Source organism: Bacillus sp. AFS041924 (assembly GCF_002577195.1).
Lineage (GTDB): Bacteria > Bacillota > Bacilli > Bacillales > Bacillaceae_G > Gottfriedia.
Genome location: NZ_NULG01000001.1, coordinates 1 through 13,071 on the forward strand (window position 1 = coordinate 1; position 13,071 = coordinate 13,071).

The 13,071-nt window shown below is 31.6% G+C and carries 15 protein-coding genes; 11 read left to right on the top strand and 4 right to left on the bottom strand.

What is annotated here, in order from left to right; genetic code table 11:
• The first annotated feature begins 182 nt into the window (after positions 1 to 182).
• Positions 183 to 1,136: a carbohydrate kinase family protein gene (locus COC46_RS00005; protein ID WP_098807732.1), complete on the top strand. Its 954-nt coding sequence runs from the start codon at positions 183 to 185 to the stop codon at positions 1,134 to 1,136.
• A gap of 797 nt (positions 1,137 to 1,933) precedes the next feature.
• On the opposite strand, the gene COC46_RS00010 is transcribed toward COC46_RS00005, so the two are convergent.
• Both COC46_RS00010 and COC46_RS00015 read right to left on the bottom strand, forming a co-directional pair.
• Complete coding sequence (locus COC46_RS00010; protein ID WP_098807733.1) at positions 1,934 to 3,091, bottom strand: iron-containing alcohol dehydrogenase; 1,158 nt, start codon at positions 3,089 to 3,091, stop codon at positions 1,934 to 1,936.
• 19 nt (positions 3,092 to 3,110) lie between these two features.
• Positions 3,111 to 3,650, bottom strand: coding sequence for a flavodoxin family protein (locus COC46_RS00015; protein WP_098807787.1), 540 nt, complete (start codon positions 3,648 to 3,650; stop codon positions 3,111 to 3,113).
• A gap of 325 nt (positions 3,651 to 3,975) precedes the next feature.
• Here COC46_RS00015 and COC46_RS00020 point away from each other — a divergent pair, with 325 nt between their 5' ends.
• From COC46_RS00020 to COC46_RS00060, 9 genes are all read left to right on the top strand, one after another.
• On the top strand, positions 3,976 to 4,296 hold the full coding sequence (locus tag COC46_RS00020; RefSeq protein ID WP_098807734.1) for a winged helix-turn-helix transcriptional regulator: 321 nt from the start codon (positions 3,976 to 3,978) through the stop codon (positions 4,294 to 4,296).
• Between the two features lie 332 nt (positions 4,297 to 4,628).
• Positions 4,629 to 5,744: a 4-hydroxyphenylpyruvate dioxygenase gene (hppD, locus tag COC46_RS00025; RefSeq protein WP_098807735.1), complete on the top strand. Its 1,116-nt coding sequence runs from the start codon at positions 4,629 to 4,631 to the stop codon at positions 5,742 to 5,744.
• A 12-nt stretch (positions 5,745 to 5,756) separates the two neighbouring features.
• On the top strand, positions 5,757 to 6,368 hold the full coding sequence (locus tag COC46_RS00030) for a flavin reductase family protein (protein ID WP_098807736.1): 612 nt from the start codon (positions 5,757 to 5,759) through the stop codon (positions 6,366 to 6,368).
• Between the two features lie 4 nt (positions 6,369 to 6,372).
• Positions 6,373 to 7,269 carry a fumarylacetoacetate hydrolase family protein gene (locus COC46_RS00035; RefSeq protein WP_098807737.1) on the top strand — a complete coding sequence of 299 codons (897 nt, stop codon included), beginning with the start codon at positions 6,373 to 6,375 and terminating at the stop codon, positions 7,267 to 7,269.
• 10 nt (positions 7,270 to 7,279) lie between these two features.
• Positions 7,280 to 8,431, top strand: a complete 1,152-nt coding sequence (locus tag COC46_RS00040) for a homogentisate 1,2-dioxygenase (protein ID WP_098807738.1) — start codon at positions 7,280 to 7,282, stop codon at positions 8,429 to 8,431.
• 196 nt (positions 8,432 to 8,627) lie between these two features.
• Positions 8,628 to 9,710: a histidinol-phosphate transaminase gene (hisC, locus tag COC46_RS00045; RefSeq protein WP_098807739.1), complete on the top strand. Its 1,083-nt coding sequence runs from the start codon at positions 8,628 to 8,630 to the stop codon at positions 9,708 to 9,710.
• 137 nt (positions 9,711 to 9,847) lie between these two features.
• Complete coding sequence (locus COC46_RS00050) at positions 9,848 to 10,297, top strand: NUDIX hydrolase (RefSeq protein WP_098807740.1); 450 nt, start codon at positions 9,848 to 9,850, stop codon at positions 10,295 to 10,297.
• Positions 10,298 to 10,344: 47 nt separating this feature from the next.
• A complete protein-coding gene (locus tag COC46_RS00055) occupies positions 10,345 to 10,908 on the top strand; it encodes a GNAT family N-acetyltransferase (protein ID WP_098807741.1) in 564 nt (187 codons plus the stop codon).
• 143 nt (positions 10,909 to 11,051) lie between these two features.
• On the top strand, positions 11,052 to 11,519 hold the full coding sequence (locus tag COC46_RS00060) for a hypothetical protein (RefSeq protein ID WP_098807742.1): 468 nt from the start codon (positions 11,052 to 11,054) through the stop codon (positions 11,517 to 11,519).
• A 237-nt stretch (positions 11,520 to 11,756) separates the two neighbouring features.
• On the opposite strand, the gene COC46_RS00065 is transcribed toward COC46_RS00060, so the two are convergent.
• Together COC46_RS00065 and COC46_RS00070 are read right to left on the bottom strand one after the other, a co-directional pair.
• Positions 11,757 to 11,960: a helix-turn-helix domain-containing protein gene (locus COC46_RS00065; protein ID WP_098807743.1), complete on the bottom strand. Its 204-nt coding sequence runs from the start codon at positions 11,958 to 11,960 to the stop codon at positions 11,757 to 11,759.
• A 12-nt stretch (positions 11,961 to 11,972) separates the two neighbouring features.
• Complete coding sequence (locus COC46_RS00070) at positions 11,973 to 12,536, bottom strand: DUF2975 domain-containing protein (protein ID WP_098807744.1); 564 nt, start codon at positions 12,534 to 12,536, stop codon at positions 11,973 to 11,975.
• Positions 12,537 to 12,784: 248 nt separating this feature from the next.
• Here COC46_RS00070 and COC46_RS00075 point away from each other — a divergent pair, with 248 nt between their 5' ends.
• Positions 12,785 to 13,060 (top strand): WapI family immunity protein, encoded by a 276-nt coding sequence (locus COC46_RS00075; RefSeq protein ID WP_098807745.1) that lies wholly within the window; start codon positions 12,785 to 12,787, stop codon positions 13,058 to 13,060.
• Positions 13,061 to 13,071: the final 11 nt, after the last annotated feature.

The window sequence follows — 13,071 nt, forward strand, 5'->3', positions numbered from 1 at the left end:
ATATATTTTTTTAAACGTAAGATTAAATATTATACTTAAAAATATTTTTAGTCAATAATAATAAAAAAAGAAATTGTGAAAATAAGTACAAAAAAATACTTTTAAAAATATATTATGCTGATATAATTAACTAATCGAAACAAATTATTTTTCTTTCATTTTAAGTTGAAAGGACTGACAAAATGACAATTCCTCCAAATCCATATATTTTAGTATTTGGTGTTTCTATATGTGATATTATCGGATTTACGAAAAAAAATTATCGTCCATATGATTCAAATCCAGGTAGTGTAAAAGTATCGTTTGGTGGTGTTTGCCGTAATATTGCAGAAAATATGGCAAAGATCAACGTAAATACAAAATTTATTTCCGTCATTGGTGATGATATAAATGGTATTAACATGTTAAATCATGCAAAAAATATGAACATTGATATGGAAGATACGTTAATTATTAAAGGTGAATCTACTCCAACCTATTTAGCTATTTTAAATGAAAGCGGGGAAATGGTCTCTGCAGTAGTGGATTTAGATATTACAAACAATTTTACAAAAGAGTTTATAGACTCTAAAGCAGATGTTATTCAAAATGCTGAGTATATGGTCGTAGATGCGGATAATCCAAGTATTTTAGTTTATTTGTTAACAAATTTCCATAATGAAACAAAATTTATATTAGATCCAGTATCTGCTTCTAAGGCTTTAAAAATAAGAGATTATATTCAATATTTTCATACGATTAAACCTAATCGACATGAAGCAGAAGTATTATGTGGTTTTGAAATTACTTCAGTTGAAGATGTACGAAAAGCTGGAAGATATTTTAGAGAATTAGGTGTAACGAATGTTTTCATTAGTTTAGATGCAGAAGGAATTTACTATAATGATGGGTTAGAAGAAGGGATTATCCAAGCAGATGGTGTATCGGTCGTTAATGTAACAGGAGCGGGTGATGCATTAGTTGCAGGTATTGGATATGGCTATATGAATAATATGAGCATTGTCGATACAGTTAAATATTCAGTTTCAATGTCTTCTATTACTATTTCACATGTAGATACGATTAATCCGAATATGTGTTGTAATGTTGTTGAACATCATATTAATGAACTAAATTGGGTAGAAATGAAATTTTAGTTGAGAAGGACCTTTTAATAGGTTCTTTTTTTATGAAAAAAATCTTGGCAACTAATAATCAAATTTTCGTAAAGGAAGCCTGTGTAGTTGATTTCCACTACAGGATGCTCGCTTTCCATGGGGCGAGACCTGAGCCTCCTCGGCCAGCCTGCGGGGTCTCAGCCTTCCCGCATATCCATAGGAGTCGATCACCCTTCCGTTCCAATCAACTTATTCAATTAGAAAAGTCTACAATAAAACCTATTTTAATATCCTTTACTTAGAGTAATATAACAAGATAATAATCAGTTTGAACTTCAAATTCGATAAAAAAACGCCTTTTAATAATTAAATTAATGAAAAAGACCTAAGCAATTAGTATAGTTTGTTGAAATTAAAAAATTGTTCAAAACATATTAACATTTAAAAACATTAATGGATCATCAAAAATAATAATTTTATCATCTATAATGTTCACTAAATATTCGTAGCACTTTTATCTGTTTTTTATTTCTAAACACAGAAAGAACCTTTTAATTGGTTCTTTTTTTGTATTAGGTTTAAATCTGAATTATAAAGATCTAAAAAGTCACTGGAGTTGCAATTAATAAAGTTGGGAATCTGCAAATAAAATTAGCAAAATAGCAAATAAAGTTAGTGAAAGTGCAAAAAAATTTAAATAAACTGCAAATATGCCCTCAAATTACATTGCATTAATCTAAAACAAGCTAATCTTACCAAAAATATAGAGCAATCTTACAAAAAAACTGCCACCATAATAAAAAGAACCTAGCGCTCCGTCAAGGTTCTTTTCATTATTAAAGAGATCGTACTAAAATATCTATTGCACTATCCTTATCTAAAATTTTATAACCACCAACTACTGGTTTTACGAAGGATTTTTCTACTAATTCGTCTAAACAGGAGTCATCAATTTGATAATCTGCTAGTCGGTTTGGTGCACCGATTGAATTCCAGAAATTTCTTAATGCTTGGATTCCTTCTTCTGCTATTTGTTTTGTTGTTTTGTCTTCTTCTATAATTCCGAAGACATTTGTTGCAAGCATTTTAATTCTGCTTGGATCGTAGTCTAAGCAATGATGTAACCAATTAGGGAATAGGATTGCTAAGCCACCACCATGTGGAATATCGTAAATGGCAGAAACTGCATGCTCGATTTGATGTGAAGCCCAATCTCCACCATCCGTACCGTTTAATAAAGTATCATTAAAAGCTGTTGTTCCAGCGTACATAATCGTTTCACGTAAATCATAGTTTTCTAAATCTTTTACAAGTTTTCCACCGGCTTCGATTACTGTAATTAATAATCCTTCGATAAAACGATCGATCATTGGTGTATTGCTAACACGATGAAAATATTGCTCTAATGCATGCGACATGATATCAACAATTCCATAAATTGTTTGATCTAATGGGACTGAAAATGTATAAGTAGGATCTAATATTGAAAATTTAGGATAAACTAAAGGGTTACTCCATCCTCTTTTTTCATTCACTTCCATATTAGAAATAACGGAAGTACAGTTCATTTCTGAACCAGTTGCGGCTAAAGTCAAAACAGTACCAAAAGGAGTTGCACTAGTTGGTTGGGATTTTCTTGTAATGATATCCCAAACATTTCCCGCAAATGGAACGCCAATTGCAATCGCTTTAACACAATCTATTACACTTCCGCCACCGACAGCTAAAATAAAATCAATTTTTTCATCTCTACAGATTTGAATACCTTTTTCGACTGTTGTAAGTCTCGGGTTTGGTTCAACGCCTGAAAGTTCAAAAACCGTTTTACTACTTAGTTGGTTTATTACATCAACGTAAACACCATTTCTTTTGATACTTCCTCCACCATAAACGACAAGTATACGATTATAATCTTGTACTTCATTTGCTAGTTGTTCAATTTGATTTTTCCCAAACCATAATTTCGTTGGGTTATGTTGTAAAAATGAAATCAATGCCTTGCTCCTTCGATGATTACATATTATTTTTTAATGATTTATTTAGTAACTCAGCTTGTCGAATTGCTAATTTATCTTCTAAGATGGCTCCTGGTGAATTTCCCTCGCCGATAATATAACCTTCAAATGTTGCGCCAACAAATTCGAATATATGTTTAAATTGTAAAATTAATGGAAGAGCCTTAATTTTTGGTTGATCTCCACCAACAATGATTACGTACATTTTTTTGTTTTTAATCTTTTCAGCGAATTGAAGGTCTTTATTACGAAGGCTTTGAGACCAACGATCAATAAAGTTTTTCATGTATCCACTCATGCCATACCAATATAAAGGTGTTGAAAAAATAATCGTATCATGTTCTAACATTTCTTTCATAATTTCTTCATAATCATCATCAATTGGTTGGAAACCAGTCGGCTCGTGTCTTTGGTCGTTAATCGCTTTAATATTTTTATGACGTAATTGCACTTCCGTCTTAACAATATCTTTTGAAATTAGATTTGTTAACTGCTCTGTATTACCATTTTCTCTTGAACTACCATGAATGATAAACAGTTTGTTCACACTCCTTTTTAAACAAAATTATCACTGTAAGTATGAATGATAACGATCATAAAATAAAGTACGTACTAAAAAGTGCCTATAAAACGAAACGAAAATTGAGCGGTAAGTTCTAGATTTGAATTCTTTAAAACTGCTAAAAATTTGAACGATAAATTATATGTATGCTATATTTTATGAACAATTTATGATGCACTGCAAAATCATTGATAGGACAATAGTGCTAATATCTAAATTTTATCGTGATTTTGGAGTTTTATAAAAGTTGAGTAAAATAACTAATATTATAAATAAAGTAATTAGTATTTATGGAGGATATATGAAAGAATATAATATGCCAATTGAAGCAGCAATTGAGGTAATAGGTGGAAAGTGGAAATGTATCATACTTTGTCACTTAGAAACTGGTAAAAAAAGAACGAATGAGCTAAGAAAATTAATGCCTAAAATAACACAGAAAATGTTAACTCAACAATTAAGAGAATTAGAGACAGATGGACTGATTAATCGTATTGCCTATGATCAAATTCCACCAAAAGTAGAATATGAATTAAATGAATATGGAAAATCAATGAAACCGATTTTAGATCTTTTATGTGCATGGGGCGGAAAACATCTAATGAAAAACAAAACAAATTAAAATTATTATTAAAAAATTTAGAAACGACAAAAAATTTATTTAATTAAAAATTTGTTGAAGGAATTTAAAAAGAAATGTAGAAATAATGTATTTAGAGACTACTATAGAAATGTAAAATCGATTCATAAGGCGATGATTACATTAATATAGTAGTAAAGGTTGTGTGTTCGTTAGGGACTCATATATTTCTATAATGATATTCTTGGCGAATTATCATCCTTGTTAAGAATTTTTTTTATGCGGTTTATTTGTTTTGTAAGCGTTTACTTAACGCTCTTACATAGTTTTTTTCTTTTCTTTACAAAAATCGTCATTTATAGGGGGAAATTAAAATGAAACAAGATGAATTAAAACAAAAAAATACTAGTTATGATGTTTTTCCAGTACAAGATGTACATCATTTAGAATTATATGTAGGTAACGCGAAACAAACAGCTTACTTCTTCGCAAACACTTTTGGATTTACACCTGTAGCATACTCTGGTTTAGAAACAAAAGTACGTGATAAAGTTTCTTACGTATTAAAAAATGGTACGATTCGTCTAGTTATTACGGGAACTTTAAAAGAAGATTCTAAAATTGCTGATTTTGTTAAAAAACATGGCGATGGTGTTAAAGATATCGCTTTAATCGTTGATGATATTGAAACTGCATATCAAGGTGCTGTAAGCCGTGGAGCGATTAAAATCTTACCTCCAACTGAAGTTAGTGATGAATACGGTACAATTAAAAAAGCTGTCATCGGAACTTATGGTGATACAATTCACACATTAATCGAAAAAGGCGACTACAATGGTCCTTTCTTACCAGGATATAAAGATCGTGCTTTCACAATTCCAGTAAATGAAACAGGATTAATCGCATTAGATCATGTAGTTGGTAACGTTGAAAGAATGGAAGAATGGGTTTCTTATTATGAAAATGTAATGGGCTTCCAATCAATGATCCACTTTGATGATGACGATATTAGCACTGAGTATTCTGCATTAATGTCAAAAGTTATGACAAACGGAAGCAGAATTAAATTCCCAATTAATGAACCAGCTGAAGGGAAAAGGAAATCACAAATCCAAGAGTACTTAGACTATAACAATGGACCAGGCGTACAGCATATTGCTTTATTAACTGAAGATATCGTTGATACAGTTACTAAACTTAGAGCTCTAGGTGTGGAATTCTTAAAAACACCAGATACGTATTATGATATGTTAACAGAGCGCGTTGGAAAAATTGATGAAGATATTGAGAAATTAAGAGAATTAAAGATTTTAGTTGACCGTGATGATGAAGGATATTTATTACAAATCTTTACTCGTCCAATCGTTGACCGTCCAACTTTATTTATTGAAATTATTCAACGTAAAGGTGCTAGAGGATTCGGTGATGGTAACTTTAAAGCTTTATTCGAATCAATCGAGCGCGAGCAAGAACTTCGAGGAAATCTATAAGGAGTTGTAACAATGGAAATTAGACCCGATACTTTACCATGGCAAGATGCTTATAAGCTGTTAATTGGTTCAGTGTTGCCTCGTCCGATTGCATTTGTTTCAACTGTTAACTCAGAAGGTGTAGCGAATGTTGCACCTTTTAGTTTCTTTACAGCGATTTGTGCTGACCCGATGTTAGTGTGCTTTGCACCTATGATTCGAGGTACGGACGGCGAGAAAAAAGACACATTAAAAAATATTGAACTAACGAAACGCTTTATTATTAATATTGTAAGTGAAGAAATTTGCGAACAAGTAAATAATGCTGCTGCAGATTTTCCATATGGAGTAGATGAATTTGAACAAGTTGGCCTTACAAAAGTTGAGGGGACAACTGTACAAGTTCCTCGAGTAAAAGAAAGTTTAGTAGGACTAGAGTGTGAGCTTCATGAGCTATTACATTTTGGTGAGAACAAAGGCGCTGGAAGTTTAGTAATTGGTAAAGTTGTTAATGTACATATAAATGATGAATTATATGCAGATGGCAAAATCAATACTGAAAAGTTAAATCCTGTTGGCCGCCTTGCTGGACATTCTTACACACGTGCTATTTCTGATACTTTTGCAATTGAAAGAAAAAGGTGAAGGCATGAAATTTATAACATTCCAATATGATGGTATTGAGCGTGCAGGTTTATTAGTTGAGGACCAAGTAATTGATCTAAATAAAGCTAGTAATGGCCGAATTCCAGGTGATTTACTAACGATTCTAGAAAACTATGAATTATATAAAAATGAAATTGCAGAATTAACAGGAGAAGGTATTGCGCTTTCTTCTGTTCAATTGCGAGCACCATTACCAAAACCACAAAGTATCCGAGATTTTTATGCCTTTGAAGAGCATGTAAAAACCGCTCGTGGCAGAAGAGGACTCGAGATGATTCCTGAGTGGTATGAAGTACCAGTTTTTTACTTTACAAATCATCGAGCGGTTATTGGACCTGAAGATTTTGTAAGCATTCCTGCTAATTGTAAAAAAATGGATTTCGAATTAGAAATTGCTTGTATTATCGGTAAAGAAGGTAAGAATATTCCAGTTGAAGAAGCAGATGACTATATTCTTGGATATACAATTCTGAACGATTGGAGTGCAAGAGATATTCAAGCACATGAAGTAAAGGTAGGCTTAGGTCCTTCAAAAGGTAAGGATTTTGCAACATCTTTAGGACCTTGGATTGTTACAAAAGATGAAATTGAACAATATAGAACAGATAAAGGCTATGATTTAAAGATGACAGCTGCAGTTAATGGAAAAGTCATATCTAGTGGCAATTTTTCTTCAATTTATTATTCTATGCCAGAATTAATTTCACATGCTTCAAAAAATGTAACTTTATATCCTGGTGATGTAATTGGCTCTGGAACTGTTGGAACAGGATGTATCTTAGAGCTTGGTGAAGAAAAACATCGCTGGTTAGAAGATGGAGACGTAGTTGAGTTAAACATTACAGGCTTAGGTACATTAAAAAATACTGTCAGAAAGTGAGGGGGAGCTCGTGTATTATCGTAGTTTAGGAAAGATACCAAAAAAAAGACATACTCAATTTCGAAAAGAAGATGGGTCATTATATAGAGAACAAGTAATGGGTACAAAAGGATTTTCAGGTACTCAATCAATTTTATATCATAACCATATGCCTACGTCAGTTAGTGAAACGTCATTTTATAAATCACTACAAATTGAATTTGAAGAACAGACATCATTACAACACCGTCATATTCGTACAAAAAATGTAGAGCGTACTGGTGATGCTTTAGAGGGAAGAGTATACGTTTTAGGTAATTCGGATCTGTTAATCGCAGTTGCAAATGTTACAGAAGAAAGTCGTCATTTTTATCGAAACGGTGAAGGAGATGAAATGTTCTTCGTCCATTACGGTTCTGGTCAAATCCAAACAATGTTTGGAACAATTACTTACCGTAAAGGGGATTACATCATGATCCCTATTGGAACGATCTACAAAGTAGTTCCAAATGACGATACAAAGCTATTGATCGTAGAATCGAATAGCCAATTAACAACTCCAAGACGTTATCGAAATGAATATGGACAAATGCTTGAGCATAGTCCGTTTTGTGAACGCGATTTTAGAGGTCCAGAAACACTAGAGACATACGATGAAAAAGGTGAATTTACTGTTCTAACTAGAGCAAGAGGAAACCTTTACAAACATGTTTTAACACATCATCCATTTGATGTAGTAGGATGGGATGGATATTTATATCCATGGGCATTTAATATTGAAGATTTCGAACCGATTACAGGAAGAATTCATCAGCCACCACCAGTACATCAAACATTCGAAGGACATAATTTTGTAGTTTGCTCATTTGTTCCAAGAATGTATGATTATCACCCAGAAGCGATTCCAGCTCCATATGTTCACAGTAATGTAAACAGTGATGAAGTCCTTTACTATGTTGAAGGAAACTTCATGAGTAGAAAAGGAATCGAACAAGAGTCTATTACTTTACACCCATCAGGTATTCCTCATGGACCACATCCAGGTAAAACTGAGGGTAGCATTGGGAAGAAAGAAACATTAGAATTAGCAGTTATGATCGATACATTTAGACCACTTTATGTAGTAAAAGAAGCACATCAATATGAAGATCCAGCTTATATGGGTAGTTGGATTGAAAAGTAGAGTCTTTTGATTCTACTTTTTATTTGAATTTGACAATCAAAAGTTTAGTAGTGATTGTACCTTTCAATCGTCATACAGAAGAGGATTTAGGACTAGACAATTTGAAATATTCTTAAAAATAATACTAGATTAACAGCTTACTAATATGATAAACTGACAACATTATACAAAAATATGAATAAAAGGAGAAATTAGCATGTACGTGAAACCACAAATTTTGACGCTTCAGGCATATACACCAGGAAAACCAAGTGAAGTAGTCATGCGTGAATATGGTCTAGACAAAGTAGTAAAACTTGCATCAAATGAAAATCCATTCGGTTGTTCTCCTAAAGTTTTTGAAGAGCTACGTAACGTAGTAAGTAAATTTGCGATTTATCCAGATGGAGCGACAGAAGAAATTAGTAAGAAACTTGCAAATTTCTTAAATATACAGCCGGATCAATTAATATTCGGAAGTGGCGCCGACGAAGTTATTCAAATGATTAGTCGTTCATTGCTAACGAATAAACATAATATTGTACAAGCTTCTCAAACTTTTTCACAATATGCTCATCATGCAGTTATAGAAGGAGCTGAAGTAAGAGCTGTTCCTTTAGTTAACGGTGTACATGATTTAGATGCTATGCTTTTGGAAGTAGATGCGAATACTAAAATTGTTTGGATTTGTAATCCAAATAACCCAACAGGTACATATATTGGTAGTCGTAAATTAGTAGAGTTTTTAGAAAAAGTACCAAGCACTACTTTTGTAGTCGTTGACGAAGCATACGTTGAATATGTATCAGCATCAGATTTCCCTGATACGCTCTCTTTACTAAATAAATTTGAAAATCTAATTGTTTTAAGAACATTTTCAAAAGCATACGGCTTAGCATCATTCCGAATTGGATACGGAATTGCAAATAGCAAATTAATACAAGAATTAAATATTGCTAGACTACCTTTTAATACTTCAATGTTATCTCAAGTAGCGGCAATGGCTGCACTTGAAGATCAAGTCTTTATAAATAACTGTGTTGAACAAAATAAAAAAGGCATGGAGCAATATGAAGAGCTTTTCAATAGTTATGGAATAGAATACTATCCATCACAAGCGAACTTTATTTTTGTACCAATCGAAAATAGCCAAGAAATCTTTAAAGAGCTAGAATCAAAAGGATATATTATCCGTTCATTCCCTAATGGAATTCGAATTACAATCGGAACGGCTGCTGAAAATGAAGGTCTAATTTTACATTTGAAGCCAGCATTAACGAAAAATACTTCAACCATCTAATTACTAAGAAAATCGTCATTTGTAAAAGTGACGATTTTTTGTCATTTTAATAGTTAAAATGGCGTTTTAGTAGAATTAGAAGGAAACCGACTAAATCAATAGAATTAAATAGTATCATCGTTTTTAAGGAGAAATTAATGGGATATATTATGGATTTAAGAAAAGTTGTAGGTAGCCGACCTCTCATTATGGCTGGTGCAGCTGTTATACTACTAGATTCACAAAAGAGAGTATTATTACAATTAAGAAAAGACAATAATACATGGGGGTTACCCGGTGGTTCACTAGAGTTAGGAGAAAATTTAGAAGAAGTGGCTAAAAGAGAATTGAAGGAAGAAACAGGCTTAATCGCATTAAAACTTGAGTTTTTTAATATTTTTTCTGGAAAAGAATTCTACTATAAGTATCCTCATGGAGACGAAGTATATAATGTCATTTCGACTTATATATGTACGGAATACAAAGGCGTATTAAAGAAAGAAGAAAGCGAAGTGCAAGATTTACGCTTTTTTGATTTTAATAGTCTTCCATCAGAAATTAGTCCACCTGACCTTCCAATCATCATGTCAATTAAGGAAAAATTATAGAAGTAGAAACGTGGAATTACGGTTAATTATTCGAGAGGGGAAATTAAATGAATCCTATTTTATTAGATGTTCCGTTACAAATAGAAACTGACAGACTATTTCTTCGAGCACCACTTCAAGCTGGTGAAGGGAATGTAGTACACCAAGCTATTAAAGATTCAATTAGTGAGTTAAAGCAATGGTTGTCTTTATTCCAGTCAATTCCTACTGTTGAAGAAACGGAAATTCTACTGAGAAATGCCCATATAGATTTTTTGAAAAGAGAAAGCTTTCGCTATCTTATCTATCTTAAGGATACTAATGATTTTATTGGGACTGCTAGTCTTCACGCAATTAATTGGAAGATTTCTAAATGTGAAATCGGATACTGGATTAACTCGCAATATAGTGGCAATGGATATATGACAGAAGCAGTTAGTGAGTTAACAAACCTTGGTTTTCATCTACTTAAATTTAGAAGGATTGAAGTACGATGTGAATCTAATAACACTAAAAGTCGTTCGATCCCTGAAAAACTCGGCTTTGAGCTTGAAGGGATCTTACGTAATGAAGATCTTTCAGCTGACGGTAAAAAACTAACTGATACTTGCATCTATGCAAAGGTAAATTAGACTGAAATATTAAAATTCAGTTCTTTCGGTAGTATCTTTCTTATTTAAGTAATTGGCAGTTAAATTGAACAATGAGTTTGTTATGAATCTAGTGAATTATACAATTAATAGAGGATTTAAAATCTGAGAAAGAGGGTAGAGTTTTGAAACTGAAATACAAAGAACTTCCCAAAGCGAAGATGTTTGGATATAGTATTTTACTAAGTATTTTTATATTTTTTTTACTCATACTAATTTTCGTATATTCATTTTGGGATGTATTCAGTCATACGTATTTTTTATTATTAATACCATTAATACCGATCATAATCTTTATTTTGTTGTTTATTCCAAAAGCCTTATTTTTTATTAAACTTAATTCAATTGATTATTTGAGGTATGAGAATAATATACTCTCTATCCATCATCAAGGTATATTTAGTTCTAGAAAGGAAATAAAAGTAGAAGATATTGAAAGAGCTTTTATAATTAGTGATAAATTCATTTTAGCAACGCATTCTGGGGAAGAAATTGATATTTTCATAAGTAATTTATTAATAAAAGATTTTGAGAAACTAACAATGAAATTAAGTAATTCTATTAAAATTAGCAAAAATTTCGATACTTTGTAACTACCTCAATGTAAAGAAAAAAGACCGAATTTCTTTAAATTTATATCTTCTTTTACAAATTAATTTTTTGATAAGACTAATAATTCCTTATCTAACTAAACGCATGCAATAGTTGAGGATCACAAGCTGCTAGTATGCGGCTTTTTTTGAAGTAAATGGCAGGATAGATGCTTAAGAAATCATCTTTTTCGTAATAGAATGTAAATAGACATAGGAGTTATTTCCTATGTCTATTGATTACTCTACATATTCCATAATATCACCAGGTTGACATTTCAAAACCTTGCAAATTGCTTCTAATGTAGAAAAACGTATTGCTTTAATTTTCCCTGTTTTTATATTTGATAGATTTACAATACTTATATCAACCGCTTCAGCTAACTCATTAAGTTGCATCTTACGATCGGCTAGTACACGATCTAATCGCAAAATAATACTCATACATACCCTCGCTTATAATATTGAATCGTATTCTTCTTGCAAATAGCATCCATATCTAAAAACCCCTGATAAAATTAAAAGACAGATCCCAAATAATAATACAGGAACTTCTGAATAAAATAATTCAAAACTAACCCGGTTCTTTAAAAAAACTAAATCTTCAATAAAATTATATATGTATCCAATTAATGCTTGAACTACAAAAAGCCATCCCATTATTCTTATCCTAATAGCATTATTATAAATAAATGGTTTTTGTTCCATAACATTTTTTAGAATTTGATTAAGATTGCTTAAAAGTAATGAGTTGGTTAGTCCAATAAAAACACCTTGAATAGAGATCGAGAAAATAATTAGTTTGTAATTAAATGCAGAATAATTGCTTTTATGAATCCCTAGCTGAGTGTAAGTCAGAATTGTCTTTTCACTCAAATCACTGAAAAAAACTGAAGTAACAAAAAATGCAACTAACGCGGTACCAATGTAGCAGAAAAAAGTAGCATATTTAGTAAGGCGATAAAGAATTTTAGTTATTTTTAAATATCCATTGATGACAGAATCATTTTTAGTGTTCATTTGAGAACTCCCTTTTTGTTTTCTTTATTATCATAATAATTAAAAAATTAAATTTATTCAATAATAATTTATCGTTTATTATTAAAAAATTAATGAATTTTAGTGGTTTAATGTTGTTGAAAATCATTAAAATAGAAAATGTAGAGTGCATGTTCAACGAATGGCAGATTAGTACAATAAGAATCTGTTAATATATCCCGTATTCTGCTATGTTTGATTTAAAGTTATCTATGAAAAGAGATGAGAAAATGAATCAATTTCTTCTTGGAGGTAAACAAGGATTTATTCGAATTGAACTAAATGAAGTTATAGGCTATCCAAATGAAACAAGTTTTTTAGGTGGCTATGATGTTAAAGTAAAGATTGAACTAAAAAGTGGGAATTATTATGTGAAAGATGCCGAACTGTGGTTTTCTACAGGTCAAATATATGAATTCTACGTACAACTACTTAAATGCTATAAGGAATTAAAAGGTATAATTAATTTTCCGAATCCTGAATCGGAGCTTAAATTGGAAGTATAGATTAATAAAAG

Bases quoted from the DNA above. Each gene is read 5' to 3' on its own strand.
- COC46_RS00005 (WP_098807732.1), top strand. From the start codon at position 183: ATGACAATTCCTCCAAATCCATATATTTTAGTATTTGGTGTTTCTATA.
- COC46_RS00020 (WP_098807734.1), top strand. From the start codon at position 3,976: ATGAAAGAATATAATATGCCAATTGAAGCAGCAATTGAGGTAATAGGT.
- hppD (WP_098807735.1), top strand. From the start codon at position 4,629: ATGAAACAAGATGAATTAAAACAAAAAAATACTAGTTATGATGTTTTT.
- COC46_RS00030 (WP_098807736.1), top strand. From the start codon at position 5,757: ATGGAAATTAGACCCGATACTTTACCATGGCAAGATGCTTATAAGCTG.
- COC46_RS00035 (WP_098807737.1), top strand. From the start codon at position 6,373: ATGAAATTTATAACATTCCAATATGATGGTATTGAGCGTGCAGGTTTA.
- hisC (WP_098807739.1), top strand. From the start codon at position 8,628: ATGTACGTGAAACCACAAATTTTGACGCTTCAGGCATATACACCAGGA.
- COC46_RS00050 (WP_098807740.1), top strand. From the start codon at position 9,848: ATGGGATATATTATGGATTTAAGAAAAGTTGTAGGTAGCCGACCTCTC.
- COC46_RS00055 (WP_098807741.1), top strand. From the start codon at position 10,345: ATGAATCCTATTTTATTAGATGTTCCGTTACAAATAGAAACTGACAGA.
- COC46_RS00065 (WP_098807743.1), bottom strand. From the start codon at position 11,960: ATGAGTATTATTTTGCGATTAGATCGTGTACTAGCCGATCGTAAGATG.
- COC46_RS00070 (WP_098807744.1), bottom strand. From the start codon at position 12,536: ATGAACACTAAAAATGATTCTGTCATCAATGGATATTTAAAAATAACT.
- COC46_RS00075 (WP_098807745.1), top strand. From the start codon at position 12,785: ATGAATCAATTTCTTCTTGGAGGTAAACAAGGATTTATTCGAATTGAA.